11 protein-coding genes are annotated in these 15791 nt (G+C 67.1%); 7 read left to right on the top strand and 4 right to left on the bottom strand.

Annotated elements, in window-relative coordinates; genetic code table 11:
- The first annotated feature begins 14 nt into the window (after positions 1-14).
- From OXK16_09290 to OXK16_09270, 5 genes are read left to right on the top strand one after another with little or no spacing between them, the layout of a single operon-like run.
- A complete protein-coding gene (locus OXK16_09290; protein MDE0376142.1) occupies positions 15-1340 on the top strand; it encodes a Xaa-Pro peptidase family protein in 1326 nt (441 codons plus the stop codon).
- A 13-nt stretch (positions 1341-1353) separates the two neighbouring features.
- Entirely contained in the window at positions 1354-3558 is a 2205-nt protein-coding gene (locus OXK16_09285) for a 2Fe-2S iron-sulfur cluster-binding protein (GenBank protein ID MDE0376141.1), read from the top strand.
- Entirely contained in the window at positions 3545-3949 is a 405-nt protein-coding gene (locus OXK16_09280; GenBank protein MDE0376140.1) for a hypothetical protein, read from the top strand. Before OXK16_09285 ends, OXK16_09280 begins: the two co-directional genes overlap by 14 nt.
- The gene (locus OXK16_09275) at positions 3949-5163 is read left to right on the top strand and encodes an FAD-dependent oxidoreductase (GenBank protein ID MDE0376139.1); all 1215 of its coding nucleotides are present in this window, start codon (positions 3949-3951) and stop codon (positions 5161-5163) included. Before OXK16_09280 ends, OXK16_09275 begins: the two co-directional genes overlap by 1 nt.
- Positions 5163-5387: a sarcosine oxidase subunit delta gene (locus OXK16_09270; GenBank protein ID MDE0376138.1), complete on the top strand. Its 225-nt coding sequence runs from the start codon at positions 5163-5165 to the stop codon at positions 5385-5387. The genes OXK16_09275 and OXK16_09270 overlap by 1 nt, the downstream gene beginning before the upstream one ends.
- Before the next feature lie 155 nt (positions 5388-5542).
- On the opposite strand, the gene OXK16_09265 is transcribed toward OXK16_09270, so the two are convergent.
- The 4 genes from OXK16_09265 to OXK16_09250 all read right to left on the bottom strand — a co-directional run bounded on the left by OXK16_09265 (position 5543) and on the right by OXK16_09250 (position 10650).
- Positions 5543-6427: an SMP-30/gluconolactonase/LRE family protein gene (locus OXK16_09265; protein MDE0376137.1), complete on the bottom strand. Its 885-nt coding sequence runs from the start codon at positions 6425-6427 to the stop codon at positions 5543-5545.
- Between the two features lie 52 nt (positions 6428-6479).
- Complete coding sequence (locus tag OXK16_09260; GenBank protein MDE0376136.1) at positions 6480-7604, bottom strand: alcohol dehydrogenase family protein; 1125 nt, start codon at positions 7602-7604, stop codon at positions 6480-6482.
- Positions 7605-7787: 183 nt separating this feature from the next.
- Positions 7788-9074 carry a trypsin-like peptidase domain-containing protein gene (locus tag OXK16_09255; protein MDE0376135.1) on the bottom strand — a complete coding sequence of 429 codons (1287 nt, stop codon included), beginning with the start codon at positions 9072-9074 and terminating at the stop codon, positions 7788-7790.
- Positions 9061-10650 carry an S-layer homology domain-containing protein gene (locus OXK16_09250; GenBank protein ID MDE0376134.1) on the bottom strand — a complete coding sequence of 530 codons (1590 nt, stop codon included), beginning with the start codon at positions 10648-10650 and terminating at the stop codon, positions 9061-9063. Before OXK16_09250 ends, OXK16_09255 begins: the two co-directional genes overlap by 14 nt.
- Positions 10651-11930: 1280 nt before the next feature.
- Here OXK16_09250 and OXK16_09245 point away from each other — a divergent pair.
- Positions 11931-14033, top strand: coding sequence for a hydantoinase/oxoprolinase family protein (locus OXK16_09245; protein ID MDE0376133.1), 2103 nt, complete (start codon positions 11931-11933; stop codon positions 14031-14033).
- Complete coding sequence (locus OXK16_09240) at positions 14030-15769, top strand: hydantoinase B/oxoprolinase family protein (protein MDE0376132.1); 1740 nt, start codon at positions 14030-14032, stop codon at positions 15767-15769. The genes OXK16_09245 and OXK16_09240 overlap by 4 nt, the downstream gene beginning before the upstream one ends.
- Positions 15770-15791 lie beyond the last annotated feature (22 nt).

Raw genomic sequence — 15791 nt, 5'->3', positions numbered from 1 at the left:
GTCCGCCACCGCTGATGACAACCGGCCGTGACCCGTTCGGACCGCGTGTCGATAGCCGGATCGGCCCCCGCGGAAGCGGTGATGCGGAGTACCGGCGAGCGGTAGCCGGCAACTGGCACTCTATCGGACTGCCCCCGGATGCGCTCTCGGAGATAGAGGCCGCCGGGATCGTCCTTCCCGACCTGGACGTGGTGCGCCGCTACCGGTTGGACCGGGTGCGAAATCGGTTGCGGGAACTCGACTACGCGGGGATCGTTCTCTACGACCCGGTCCACATCCGTTACGCGTCGGACACGACCAACATGTCGCTCTGGACCGCTCACAACCCGTGCCGGTATCTCTGGGTCGGCGCCGAGGGTCCCATGATCCTGTTCGACTACGGCGATGCGGCCTTCCTGGCCGGGCACGCCCGACTGGTCGAGGAGGTACGGCCCGCCACCCAGTGGATGTACGAGTTGTCCGGGATCGAGATGGACCGGAACCTGCGCCGGTGGTCCGCCGAACTGGCCTCCGTGGTGGAGGAACACGGTGATGGGAACCGTCGGGTCGCTATCGATCGGGCGAGTCCCGACGCCATCCACGCCCTGGAGGGGCGCGGACTCGAACTCCGCAACGGCGGGGAGGTCATGGAGGTCGCCCGATCCGTCAAGAGCCCCGAGGAGATCACGCTGATAAGGGCGGCGACCGTAGTGACCGATCGCTCCCTGGACGCTATGCGTGCGGCTCTCGAACCGGGTGTCACTGAGCTGGAGCTCTGGGCTGTGCTCCACTCGGAGAACGTGCGCCGGGGTGGAGAGTGGCTAGAGACCCGCCTGCTGTCCTCCGGCCCCCGCACCAACCCGTGGTTCCAGGAGGCGTCCGCCCGGGTGATCGAGGACGGTGACCTCGTGGCCTTCGACACCGACCTGATCGGCCCGTTCGGGATGTGCGTGGACATCTCGCGAACGTGGATCGCAGGGGACCGACCGCCGAATGCCCACCAGCTCGATGTGTTCGGGCGGGCTGAGGAGATGATCCACCACAACATGGCGATGCTCCGTCCCGGCATCACCTTCCGTGAGCTGACCTTCGACACCTACGTGCCGGACGTGGAGGAGTTCCGCCACTACACCACCCAGTTCCACGGAGTGGGAATGGCCGACGAGTGGCCGATGATCGTCTATCCCGACACCTGGGACCAGTCCGGCTGGGATGGCGTGGTGGAGGCCGGAATGGTGATGTGCGTCGAGTCCTTCGTGGGTCGGTGGGGTCGGGGGGAGGGCGTCAAGCTGGAGCAGCAGGTGTTGGTGACGGATCACGGCGCCGAGCTGCTTTCCGGCTACCCTCTCGGGCTGCGATGACGTACCCGGCACGGTGATCGACTTCGACGGGACGCCGGTCCCCTTCGAAGAAGGAGACACCGTTCTGACCGCTGTCCTCCGGGCCGGTCTGTGGCCGTGGCGCGGGTGCCTCTGCGCGGAGGGGGATTGCCCCTACTGCCTGGTCACCGTCGGGGGAGTGTCGTATGTCCGCGCCTGCCGGACACCGGCGGCGGAAGGTCTGAGGGTCGAGTCGCACCCATCCGACGGATACCCGTCCCTTCCATCGTCGACCCGAGCGTCCACCCGCGATAGCGCGGTCGGCTTCGAGATGATCCATTGCGACACCGTGGTGATCGGCCAGGGCCGTTCGGGGAAAGCGGTGGCTGCCGAGGCGGAGGGGGCAGGCCGCAGGGTGGTCACCCTCGATGCGCGGGTCGGAAGGGAAGCGGTCGGTGTCTACGCCGGTCCCGAGGTAGTGGCCCGAACCCCCGATGGCATGGCCAGGATCTTCTGCGAGGAGGTCGTGGTGGCGACCGGATCGGTCGAGGTGCAGCCGGTCTGCCCCGGGAACCAGCTGGCCGGCATCCTCACCAAGCGAGCCGCCGAGGGTCTGGCAGCTTCGGGAGTGCATCTGGGAAGGGTGGTGTCGGTCGGTGTGGCACCGGACGGAATCGAGCACGAGCCGGCCCGCGGCAGGTTGGTCCGCTTCGAGGGGGAGGGAACCGTGCAGCGGGTGGTGACCGTCGATGACAACAGCGGCGTCGAACGCACCTATCCCTGCGATACCGCCGTGGTCGGTCTCGGATCCGGTCCTCGGGACACGCTCGCCCGGATGGCCCAGGGCTTGCCGGGAGTGCGCTCGGTCGGCAGCGCCGCCGGACATCTTGACCGGCCGCCCGTGCCCGAGGCGGGCGTCGTCTGCCCGTGCTCCGATGTAACGGTGGACGACCTTCGGTCGGTGTGGGATCGCGGTTTCCACGAGTTGGAGTTGATCAAGCGGTCCACGCTGGCCGGCACGGGCCCGTGCCAGGGGGCGGTCTGCATGCCGCACGTGCGCAGCTTCGTAGCCGCCGGAGGTCAGGAACTGCCCCCGTCGTTCACCGCTCGTCCGGTGGTCACCCAGATCACCATGGGCGAGGCCGCGGCGGGCTGGTACCACCACGCCGACCGGCGGACCGCTCTCCACGAGGAGCATCTCGCGCTGGGAGCGAGCATGGAACGGTCCGGGGGCTGGTTGAGGCCATGGACCTACGGAGACGCCGACCGCGAGTACTGGGCGGTCCGGTCCGGGGTCTCGATCTGCGACGTGAGCACCCTGGGGAAGGTGCTGGTGTCGGGCCCCGACGCGGAAGGGTTCCTGGAGCGTATCTACCCGGCGACCATCGCCCCGCTCCGCCCAGGCCGCGCCAAGTACGTCCTGGTTCTCGATGAGCGTGGCTACGTGTTCGATGACGGGCTGGTGTGCCGCGCGGACGCCAACCGGTTCCTGCTCACCTCCACCTCGGCCGGCGCGGGCTACTTCGAGATGTGGCTGCGGGACTGGGCGGAGGGCTGGGGGATGGACGTGAGGATCCTGGACCGCACCGCGTCCTGGGGGGCGATCAACGTGACCGGACCCCGGTCCGGTGACCTCCTCTCCAGGCTCGGCGCCACTGATCGGCTGCCGTCCTTCATGGGTCATGCGGACATGGAGGTGGCGGGTGTTGCCTGCCGGGTGATGAGGATGAGCTTCACCGGCGAGATCTCCTACGAGCTCCACCACCAGGCGAGTCGATCGCGAGAGCTCTGGCGTGCTTTGTTGGAGTCCGGCGCGGACCTTGACGTGTGGCCGCACGGTATCGAGGTGCTGGAGGAGCTGCGGCTGGAGAAGGGCCACATCCTGGTGGGGGTGGACAGCCTGCCCGACTCCACACCTCGCCGGCTGGGCCACGGCTGGGCGGTCCGGATGGACAAGGAGGACTTCGTGGGTCGGCGCGCGGTGGCCCGGACCTCGCGGATGGACCTGGACAGGTTGCTGGTGGGCCTGGAGATGGACGGCACCCCGCCGCCCCAGGGCGCCATCCTGCGCGTGGAGGGCGCTTATGCAGGGTTCGTGACCTCCAGTGCCTGGTCCCGGGTACTGGGCCGCTCCGTGATGCTGGCCTGGATGAACGCCCGGGACGGGGGGTTCGCCGATGACGTCCTGATCGATGGGCGCCCGGCCCGGAGGGTGGCCGTGCCTTTCTACGACCGAGAGGGTTTGCGTGTCCGCGCCTGACCGCTTCCAGCGGCTGGACGCCACCAGGATCGCCGCCGCCCCTAGGGCGCTTGACGAGGTCGAGTCTCCGGATGGCGGGTACCTGGTGCGTCTCGCGCCGGACGACCTGCTCGTGATACCGCCCCTGGAGCGCGTCGATGTTGCCGACCCCTACGCCATCATCGAGCCCGAGTCGGGCTTCTCGGCGGCGTGGTTCGCCGGCTCCGAGCTGCCCCGGTTGCAGGGCGTCTCGGCCTGGGAGTTCCCGCGGCACGACCCGGCGTTCGCCCAGGGGCACCTGGCCGGCATACCGGTCAAGATGCTGTTCGAAAGGGGCGGGGTTCGGGTCCTGGTTCCTGCTGTATTGGCGCACCACCTGGAGGAGCGTCTCGGTTTGGGGGAACGGCAGTAGTGAACGATTTCATCGAAGCCCAAGTCGCGTTCGGATGGGAGGACCTGCGATCGTCCTACGACGTCGTGATCGTGGGCGGGGGCGGGCACGGTCTGTCCACCGCCTATCACCTGGCCACCCGCCACGGGATAACGAACGTGGCTGTGCTGGAACGCGGTTACATCGGGTCGGGCAACTCCGGTCGTAACACCACCATTATCAGGGCGAACTACAGCATCCCGGAGGCGGTTCGCTTCTACCAGCGGAGCGTTGATCTCTACTCCAGGTTGGAGGAGGAGACCGGGCGCTGGATCATGCACGACCGCAAGGGCCTCCTTTGGTTGGTTCACGGGGTTCCCGGTACCCGCAACGAGCGGGCCCGGTCCATCGTCAACCAGGCCTTCGGTGCCGACACGGTGTACGTGACGCCGGAGGAGGTTGGCGAGATCTGTCCGGACGTGGACCTGAACGCGGGCGGAGGCGAGTACCGGGTCATGGGGGGTTCGTACAGCCCCCACGCCGCGACAGCGCGCCATGATCGGGTGGTGTGGGCGCTGGCGGAGGGCGCCATGAAGCTGGGCGTCCACGTCCACCAGCGGACCGCGGTGACCGGCCTGCTCAAAGCCGGGGACCGGGTCACGGGTGTCATGACCGACCAGGGACCGGTGGCGGCCGGGGTCGTTGTTAGCGCGGTGGGGGGCCATGTGTCGACCCTGGCGGCCATGGCAGGGGTACGGCTCCCGATCCGTACCCATCCCCTCCAGGCGTTCGTCACCAACCACTACGCCCGCTCCTTCCGCCCCATCGTGGCCTCGGCCGAGATGGGCTTCTACGTCAGCCAGACGCCGAGAGGGGAGATGCTCCTGGGTTCCCGCATCGACACCCAGCCCAGCTACTCGTACCGTTCCAGCTACGAGTTCCTGTCGTACTGCTCGCTCCCCGCGGTCACCCTTCTCCCGTTCCTGAGGAGTCTGACGATCCTGCGCCAGTGGGCCGGTATCTGTGACATGTCGGTCGACATGTCCCCGATCATGGGATACACGGGCGTGGAAGGCTTCCTCGTCACGACCGGATGGGGAACGGGGGGATTCAAGGGAATCCCCGCCGGCGGCGAGCAGATGGCGGAACTCATAGCCACGGACCGCACGCCCGAGCTGATCGCCCCTTTCTCCCTGGACCGCTTCAAGCAGGACCGGCTGATGTTCGACCCCGGGTCGACGGGGACAACCCACTGATGGTCCTGCGTCTCGACTGCCCGCACTGCGGCCCTCGCCCGGCCGACGAGTGGGCGTACGGCGAGGTTCCCGACCCTCCCGACTGCGTGACCGAAGCCGACGAGCTGGATGTCGACCGCGGCTTCATGATGAGCAACACAGAGGGTGTCAAGGTGGAGCGCTGGTTCCACGCCGGAGGCTGCCGGCGCTGGCAGACCATCACGCGGGACACCACCCTCGACTAGGTGATCAGTTCCTGGTTGTAGTGGCCGATCGCTCTAGTTGCCGGTAGGCGACCCGGCAGTGTTCAACTTCCGTGGGCCCTCCAGCGTGGGTTGTCCTAACCGTCCCCGGGTTACAACACCCACTGCCCACTGCCCACTGCCCACTGCCAAGCTGCTCAGGCACCTGCGAACGGTGTATCTGGAACGCCTGTTACGCCGGTGTCGATCGCGAACAGGTCCCCGGCCTCGGGCTGGCCTTGAGGTTTCGGTCGGCTGGCTCCCCCGCCGATGGAGGTGACGAACAGCGTCCCGAGATCATCGCCTCCGAAGGCGGGCATGGTGGGCATCGCCACAGGCAGGTCGATCCGCCGGTCAAGGCGCCCGTCGGGGGTGAACCGCAGGACCGCCCGGCCGTGCACGGCAGCGACCCACAGGCAGCCCTCGGAGTCGATGCAGGCTCCGTCCGGCCGTCCCGGCAGGCTCGAGAACTCCACGAACACGGTCTCGTTGCGAGCCGTCCCGGTGTCGAGGTTGTAGTCGTAGGCCCAGATCGTGGAGTGCGGGGTGTCCGCGAAGAACATGCGGCGGCGTTCGGGGTCGAAAGCCAGGGCATTAGGAATCCCCACCTCACGCCGGATGACGCGGAAGGACCCGTCTCCCTCGATCCGGTACAGCTGCCCGGTGAAGCGCCGGTCCGCCGGCCGGTCGTACATAGAACCGACCCAGTAGCGACCGACCGGATCGGTGCGCCCGTCGTTCAGCCGGTTCCCGGTTCCGGGGGGTTCGAGGACCACCCACCGCGTGGTGGCGCCGGTCTCCCAGTCGAACCAGACCAACTCGTTCTCGGCGGCTACGAGCAACCGGCCCGGTCGCCCCGTGCGGACGAGCGATCCGGGACGGCCCGGAACGCCTCTGGTCTCATCGACACCGGTTCCGGGGTCGTACCGGTGTACCAGCCGGCCATCGATGTCCACCCAGTAGAGCACCGACTCCTCCGGGTCCCATAACGGGCACTCGCCGAGCAGCGCACCTGCCCGGACCGCTACGTCGACGTCAACCAAAGGGCATCCGTTCCTCGTCTCGGCAGCATCATCATCCCTGGGGTTGGAAGACTCAAATGGTGATTACCAGACTGCCGATGTGGCGCTTGGCCAGAAACGCCTCCTGCGCGGAATGTATGTCCTCCAACCGGTACACGCCACCGACGACCGCCCGGACCCGCCCTCCCTCGATGTGTCCGACCAGGTCCGAGAAGACCTTCGGCTCGTAGACGGTGGCGCCGTGCAGGGTGAGGTCCTTTAGGTACAGGGTCCGCAGATCGAGTTCCACCATCGGCCCGGCAATCGCCCCGGAGGTCACGTACCGGCCCCCTCGGCGCAATGCCTCCAGCCATCCTCCGAAGTCGGGACCGCCCACCACGTCGGCCACCGCATGAAACAGGCCTCCGTTGGCCTCCATCGCGTCTTGCGGGACCCGGTCGCCATGCCGGGTCACGACCCGGTCCGCACCGAGGGCGGCCACATCGTCGAGCTTGGCCGCGCTTGTAACGGCGACCACCCGGGCATCCCGGAGCTTGGCCAGTTGTATGAGGGCGCTTCCCACCCCGCCGGAGGCGCCGGGCACGGCTATCGTCTCGCCACTCCTCAGGGCGACCCTTTGCAGCATGTGCTCTGCCGTGGACCATGAGCACGCGAACGTGGCCAACTCCACGTCGGAGAGACCACTGGCAACCGGGTGGACGTTCTCGCGCGGCACCGAGCAATACTCGGCGAACCCGCCGTCGCGTTCGCTTCCCAGATATCCGGCCGCTTGTGTGTCCTTGGAGTGGTGACCGGCGCGCAGCCAGGGGTCGACCAGGACGCGGTGTCCGATGAGATCGTCTGGGACACCTCTCCCGACGTCGGTCACCGCTCCCACTACATCAGCCCCCTGGATACGCGGGTAAGTCAGTCCTCCACGACTCCAGCCGGCGTCGTGGGAAGCGGCCTCTCTGTATGCGGACCCGGTGGTGGCGGTGGTGACGGAGCGGCTGTACCAACCCACCCGGGTGTTGATGTCGGTGTTGTTCACACCGCAGGCAGCAACCCGCACCAGCACCTCGCCGGGCGCCACCTCCAGTACGGGCACATCGTCCCGTACTTCCAGCATCTCCGGCCCGCCCACTCCCAGTAGCAGAGCCGCCCTCATGGTCCGGGGACCGGATGGATGACCCGGCGGCATCCGTTCGACGGTGCTCATGCCCGCAGTCGATGCTCGTTCACAGGCTGCCCCATCGGTGTGTGTCTCGGACCGGGCTTCTGAGAGCCGGGAAGAGCCGACGGCGTCGGTGACCTGCCGGCACACCGCTCCGTCCGAACCGCTGGGTCATGGGTTTGGTAGCGCCCGCGGCGCCTCGGTGTTCGACCGAGTGTCACGGTGGTGTCACGACGGAAACCGAGCCAGTGTCAGGTCGATGTCGAGCTTCTCCTCACCTCTCTGCACGGTCACGGTTACCGCGTCGTCCGCCCGGTAGCTTCTCAGCACCGCCACCAACTGGGGCATCGACCTCACGGCGAGACCGTCCAGCGCCACGATCACGTCGCCATCCTCTGCGCCGGCGTCTCCGATCGCGGACTCCTCCAAGATGGTTATCTCAACGCCGAGCGGGGACTCCACGCCATCCGCGAGTTCGCTGAAGGCCGAACTGCCTCTGATGCCCAGGAAGGCGTGCCGAACCTCTCCCCGCGACATGAGATCGGCGACGATGCCCTCCACCAGGTTGATGGGAACCGCGAATCCCAGGCCCTCGGCGCCCACGTCGCTGAGCCCTATGGCGGTGGTGATGCCGAGGAGGCGACCATGAACGTCCAGTAGGGCGCCTCCACTCGATCCGCGGGTTATGGGAGCGTCGGTTTGCAGCAGCCCGTACAGGCTGTCGCCGGTGAGGGGATTGGTCACCAGGCTCCGGTCGAACGCAGAGATCACTCCTGCGGTCACGGATGGGCCGCCATCGAGTCCCAGGGGATTGCCCACCGCGATGGCAGGTTCGCCGGTACGCAGGCCTTCCATCGAACCGAATCGTATGTACGGGAGGCCGCCGGCCTCGACCTTCAGCACGGCGATGTCCATGAGGGGATCGCTACCGACCAGCTCCGCCGGGTAGGACAACCCGTCCGACATGATCACCTTCAGGGTTTCGGCGCCGTCGATCACGTGGTGGTTGGTGATTATGAAGCCGTCGGAGCTGATCACCACGCCGCTTCCCGAACCGGCGCGGCGGAGTTCCTCGTCGAGGTTCTGGACCGTCACGATCGAGGGGATGGCCTGGGAGGCGACGACGGCCACGAGGTCTGCGGGAGCGAACACGGGAACCGTGGTCCCGGTTACGCCGTCGGATGGAGGGGGTCCGGGTGCGGTCAGGGTCGAAGCGGTCGCCTCGATCGGCGGCGGCCCGGTCGCAGCGGTGGCCGGCTCGGGCTGAGCCGGAGTCTGGGGTGGGGCTGCGCTCTCGACAACCTCACGCACCTCGACGACCTCGGTGATCCGTACGATCTCGCGATCGAAGGCGCCTGCCAGCCATAGGGCCGTAGTAGTGGCGGCGGCTGCCAGCAGTGCAGAACCCAGAGCGACCCGGAACCCGGAAGGCCCAAGATTCCGGGCTGGGCGGCCTGCTAGGTCGTCTCTCTCCTCGGTGCTGTGCGGTGATGACGCTTCGTCAGCGGAGTCCATAGGCCGCAGATTCTACGAAGCCCTCGGCCATACCTGAGGCATCTGCGGAGGAACCGAGGCGTGCCGGGCCCCGATCAGAGGGAAGCCTGAATAGCACGGGCAAGGAACGTGGCGAGATGGTCGCGGCGTACGGGTTCGTACGGGCAGTAGTTGCGGACCGGTGTCTTCTGGCAACCTTGGGTAACGCCGGCGGCCAGGATGCCCTCCACCGCGGCGGCGTACGACACGTCGGCGGGCACGTCGTCGAAGGCGCCGGTGGGTGCTTCCACCGGGGCCAGGCCGTCGAAGGCGCGGGTAAGGAACAAGGCATGTGGGCTCGCGTCACGGGTTCCTGCGGTCGGAAGGTTCCGTCGGGGTGTCCGACGCTGATCTCGAGTTCGGCCAGGCGTTCCACGTAGGGCCTGTACCAGGAGTCGGCGGGCACGTCGGTGAAGCGCGACGGTCCCGATGTCGAGGCGCCGGTCTCGCCCAGGGCGAGTATCAGGAACGTGGCCATCTGGGAGCGCGTGACGGGCTGGTCAGGGCAGTACAGCTTGAGGTCGGGTTCGCAACCGTCGGTGATGCCCCGGTTGGCCAGGAATTCGATGCTCTCCTCGTGTGGGTTGTTCTCGTCGTCCGCGAACGTCCCGACATACGGGTTGCCGACCCATACCCGGAACCTGTCCCCGACCCGTTCGGTGACCTCGACCCGGATTCCCTCGACGGTCAGTTGATCACCCGGACCGTATACATGGTGGGTCAGTTCGAAGATCTCTTGATCATTGTCGGGGGGCGGCGGGACCTGCCGGGTTCGCCGGTCGGCTCCGGCGCATGCGAGCCGGTCCGGGTTCGCCGGTGGGGACTCGGGGCTGCAAGCCGAGGCGCGCTGGTCGATGAGATAGACCTCGACGCCTTCGGCAGGGATGCCGGCGTCGTAACCCGAGGCCACCCGAGCACCCATTGAGATGAAGTGACCGGAATCGCCGGTCGGCAGCACCAGCATCTGGGTGCCGGAGATGCCGATCGGCGCCAGAACGTAACTGCCGATGCCATCCTCGTGGACGGCCACATCGTCGGCTTCGATCCATCCCGCCGCGTACCTGTTGACCGCAATGGTGCCGGCTACCAGCCCGTTCCTTTGTAGCTCCCACCCTTGTGGGCTGCCACTGACGATGTCCATCGGGTTGTCGTACTCATCGATATATATGTCGGCCTCGAGGAGCGCTTCATGGGTCTCCGGGCGGTTGCCGCCGAACGAGTGGGGCCAGTCCAACGCGTGACCCAGCTCATGAGCCACGACATCCAGGTAGATATGGTCCGGGTATCGGCAGTCGGAGCAGTAAGCCGAGACGGGCAGCACGGACTCCGCAGACAGCCGGATGGAACGGCTGTTGTCGGGGAACGTCCCGGCCGACACCGTCAACGTGCCATCGACATCGGAACTGTGTCGCCGGCCGGCGCCTCCCGAGCTGACGACCTGGTCCTTGTCGAGAACGATGACCGCACCCTGGGTACCGCCTTGGGAGGCTTCTGCCACCCCTTCGTCGCATTCGTAGCCGCCGGCTCCCTGTGATTCGTGAGTTGGGTCGGGCTCCACGACGCCGCCGGCTATACTCGGGTCGGTGCCGGCCGCCGGACAGCCAGGAGAAATACGGGGTGATCTCCCGGTTCAGCAGTCCGGCGACATCCGCCGCATCAACCGGCAGGCGGCCGTCCGCCACGTCGCAGACCCACACTTCCCAGGTGTCGGTTCCCAACGAGTACGCCCTGGCAAAGCGGTGATCGGCGATCAAACCCAGCGGGTCGAGGTCGTCACGGTTGGCAGTCCCCCATACGGATGAGAACAGCCCGCGCCCGGCCTCGTTGACCGCGGCAACTATCACGTTGTACCGCCGGTAGTCGACGAGGCCGGCGATTCGGTGTCCGCGTGCATCCGGGCCCAGGGTGTCTCCTGCCCTCGCCCACCGCACCTCGTCGGCTTCCCCGGAGTCCTGAGACGACCGATCCTCTTCGAGCACGTACCAGACCTCGTAGCCGGTTATCGGAGAGCCGCCATCATCAGCAGGGGGTTCCCATTCCACCGTCACCGAGCCGGGTTCTTCTGCGCTCACCGTTGTTGCGGCAGGACCGGTTGGTGGCCGTACCTCGGGTGCCGCCTCGCCCGGCCGAGCCAGCACGGAGGCGCCGGACCATACTCCTTTGCCGTCACCGTATTCCGCGATTACGGCCAGTTCATACCAGACGCCGTTGGTCAGGTACGGCACTCGAGCCTGCCGGTTGTCCGGACCCACTTCACTCTCGTGCTGGTAGGCCCACCATCGTGCATCCACCGGTTGCGTACCGGCCTCAGGCGCGGCCAGGCGGTAAATGACCAGGTAACCGTCTGCTTTTGGCCGGCCCTCCGGCACGTCCCACCCCACGGTCACCGATCCGTCCGTCTGCCTGACTATGCGGACATTCACCGGTCGGGCCGGTTTCTCGGGCTCGTCGGACTGCGCGGCCGCCCCGGACGACGCGAACATCGCAGCGGCCGTGACGGACAGGAGAATCGCCGTCTTGTAGAACCTGATCGGGCGAGAAGAGGCGAGTGGCTTTGTCGGTAACCCGGGAATCATCGTCTGTGTTCTGACCATACCCAGTCCGGGCGGCGGGACGACGAGAAGGACCAGGCCTCGGGGGCTGGCGCGCATCGAGTCTAAAGGGATCGAAGATGCCGGCCCGGTGCCTGCGCCGGGCCAGTGACGTTGCTGGGGATGCGGGCCGGAAGATATACTAGGTGAGGATGTCAGAGTCGGTAACCTATTCTGACATCATGTCATTGTTAAACCGGTTCTACAGTTGGCAGTACCTCGAATTTAAGGCTTCTCAAGGCGTCGAATGGTTGGATCAATAGGTAACGAGTTGCGAATCGGTGTCGATATCGGGGGCACCTTCACCGATCTGATGATGACCGGCCATGCCGGTCAGGTCGAGATCGGCAAGGTGCTCACCACCCCGGATCCGTCACGCGGCGTCGAGGAGGTGCTGGCACAGGCGCTCGATCGTTCCGGGTACTCCGGCGCCTCGGTCCGCCATCTTGTCCACGGGACCACCCTGGTCACCAATGCCATCATCGAGCGAAAGGGCGCCCGCACAGCCTTGCTCACCACCTCGGGGTTCAGGGACTCCATAGAGATCGGCCGCGAGCATCGCTACGAACTGTACGACCTGAATCTAGAGCACCCCACGCCGCTGGTGCCCCGCCATCTCCGTTTCGACGTGCCGGAGCGAACCTTGACAGACGGCACGCAGGCCACCGAACTCGACGAGGACTACGTGGAGCGCCTGGTCGGTGAATTGTCTGCCGCCGGCGTGGATGCGGTGGCCATCTGCTTCCTCCACTCCTTCGCCAATCCCGAGTCCGAGGAACGGGCCCGCGGCGTGGTCAAGGGAAACGCGCCGGAGATGCGGGTCTCGATCTCATCGGAGGTCGTTCCCGAGATCGGCGAGTTCGAGCGCGCCTCAACGACTATTGCCAATGTCTATGTCCAGCCGCTGGTCGAGGATTATCTGCACGGACTCCGCCGCCGCTTGGAGAGGATCGGCTTCGAAGGGCAGCTGTTCGTGATGCTATCGAGCGGCGGTGTGGCCACCCTCGACACCTGCGTCCGGTTCCCGATCCGTCTCCTCGAGTCCGGCCCGGCCGCCGGAGCGCTGGCGGCGGCGGCGGTAGGGACGGCCATGGGCCGTGACTCGCTGCTGTCCTTCGACATGGGGGGTACCACCGCCAAACTCAGCGTGGTGGACGGCGGCGAGCCGCTCGTCACCCACGACTTCGAGGTGGACCGCCGCTACCGCTTCAAGAAGGGCTCCGGTCTGCCGGTGAAGGTTCCGGTCATAGAGATGATCGAGATCGGTGCGGGCGGGGGGTCCATCGCCCGGGTCGACTCCCTGGGGCTACTGAAGGTGGGTCCTGATTCGGCAGGCGCCGATCCCGGACCGGTCTGTTACTCCCGGGGCGGGATCTCTCCCACGGTCACGGACGCAGATCTCGTTCTCGGCTATCTGGACCCCGATTACTTCCTCGGCGGCGCCATGAATCTGGATGTGGGCGCCGCCGAGGCCTCCATCGCTCGAAGAATCGGCGATCGGCTGGGGATGTCGGTGCCCGAGGCCGCCTGGGGGGTTCACCAGGTCGTGAACGAGGCCATGGCCAACGCCGCCCGGGTCCACGTCGTGGAGCGGGGGAAGAACCCTAGAGCCCTGCCGGTGGTCGCCTTCGGAGGCGCCGGACCGGTCCATGGCTACGGTGTCGCCGAGCTGCTCGGTAGCACCGAGTTGGTGCTGCCCTACGGCGCCGGGGTTACCAGCGCCATGGGGCTCCTGGTGGCGCCGCTCGCCTTCGACTTCGTGCGGTCCTACTACGGAAGGCTGGACGAGCTGGATTGGGGTGAGGTGAACGGCATCTTCGAGGAGATGGAGCGGGAGGGGACCGACCTTCTGGTCGAGTCGGGTGCCGGCCCGGACGAGATCACTCACACCAGGACAGCTGACATTCGCTACGTGGGCCAGGGCCACGAGATACGGGTTCCGATCCCCGACGGGACGCTGACGGTCCGCCAGCGCCCGACGATATACGAGGAGTTCGACCGGGTCTACCAGAGCCTCTACGGCCGGGAGGGGCCTCCGGTCGGGCTGGAGGCACTCACCTGGCGGGTGGTGAGCCGGGGGCCACGGCCCATGTCTGTCGAGGCGGTCAGGGAGGACGTGACCGGCGATGCGGAGGCGGCCCGCAAGGGTGAACGCCCGGCCTTCTTCCCGTCGGCGGGGGGATTCGTCACCACGCCGGTCTACGACCGCTACCGGCTTGGTCCCGGCTCGACCATGGCCGGACCCGCGATCATCGAGGAGCGGGAGTCCACGGCCATCATCGGGCCGGGTGGCCTGGTGCACGTGGACGACCGGTTCAACATCGTCGTCTCGCTGGGAGGGGGAGCATGACCACCCGGACGCGCTTGGATCCGGTTCTCATCGAGGTGCTCTGGAGCCGGGTGCTGTCGGTCGTCAACGAGCAGCAGGTGGCCTTGCAGCGGACGGCCTTCAGCACCATCGTGCGAGAGACCCAGGACCTCGCCTGCGGGGTCTTCGACACCAACGGTTGGATGATGGCCCAGTCGGTCACCGGGACCCCCGGGCACATCAACGCCATGGCCACCGGCGTGCGCCACTTCCTGAAGCAGTACCCCCCCGGCACGCTGAACCCCGGCGACGTGTTGATCACCAACGATCCCTGGATGACCGCGGGCCAGATCAATGACATAACGGTGTTGACGCCGGTCTTCAAGAACGGCATCGAGGTTGCCTACTTCGCCAACACCTGCCACGCGGCCGACATCGGCGGGCGGATCCTGTCAGCCGAGGCCCGGGAGGTGTACGAGGAGGGTCTGCGCATCCCCATCATGAAGCTGTACGACCGGGGCGCCATCAACCAGGATCTGATCTCCATCGTCCGTGCCAACGTCCGCACCCCTGACGAGACGGTGGGCGATCTGTATGCCCAGACCTCCTGCAACGATGTCGGCGCCCGGGCGCTGCTCGGCTTCATGGACGAGTTCGATCTCGACTCGATCGATCCTCTCTCCCACGAGATCATCAGCCGCTCGGAGGAGGCGATGCGCGGCGCCATCCGAGAGATTCCCAACGGCGTCCACGAGCACGAGACCTGGAGCGATGGATTCGAGGAACCGATCCTGATCAAGGCGAGAGTGACCATCGAGGACGAGGACATCCTCATCGACTTCGCCGGCTCGTCGCCGGAGAGCGTCCGGGGCATCAACGTGGTCTTCAACTACACCCACGCATACGCCTCGTTCGCGATGAAGGCGGCCATCAGCCCCGATGTTCCGCACAACGACGGGGCCTTCCGTCCGGTGCACGTGTCGGCCCCTCCCGGGTCGATCCTCAACTGCCTGGAGCCGGCCGCGGTGGCCTCCCGGCACATCATCGGCCATTTCCTGCCCGGGGTCGTGTTCGGGGCGCTGGCGGAGGCTCTGCCCGACCGGCTCATGGCACCCGGTTCCGACCCGATCTGGATCTCGATCTGGCGGGGGCGGCCCCGGCGGTCGAACGACCGGTTCACCTTCAGCCTGTTCCAGTGCGGCGGGGCTGGGGCGCGGGCGGCCAAGGACGGCCTCAACACGACCGGCTTCCCGAGCGGCGTGGCGGGGGTGCCGGCCGAGTCCGTGGAGACCCTCACGTCGATGGTCCAGCACCGGCGGGAACTACGAACCGACTCCGGCGGAGCGGGCAGGTTCAGAGGTGGGCTGGGCCAGTGGACCGAGATGAGCTGTCGCACCGACGAGCCATGGACGGTCTCGGGCATGGTCGACCGCATCTCCTACCCGCCCGAGGGGCTGCTGGGTGGAGGGTATGGCGGGGCCGGCGAGTTCCGGATCGACGGCGCCACGGAAGCTCAGCCGAAACGCCTGCTGGTGCTCGACCCGGCCAGCCGCGTCCAACTCAACCTGCCGGGCGGCGGCGGTTACGGAGATCCGTTCACCCGGGATCCCGAGGCGGTCCTGTGGGATGTGATCGAGGGCTACGTCTCCGTGGAGGCGGCGAGGCGCGACTACGGCGTGGTGGTGGAGTACCTCGGCGAGGACGACCAGTTGGTGCGGCTCCCCGACCACTACCGCCTCGACCTGGAGGCGACCCGGAGACTCCGCGAGGCCAGGTAAACCGTTGATGGCGCGGTCGCCG

Source organism: bacterium, assembly GCA_028821235.1.
Taxonomy (GTDB): domain Bacteria; phylum Actinomycetota; class Acidimicrobiia; order Spongiisociales; family Spongiisociaceae; genus Spongiisocius.
The sequence above is the reverse complement of the archived record's forward strand: the minus strand, read 5'-3'. Positions and strand labels throughout refer to the sequence as shown.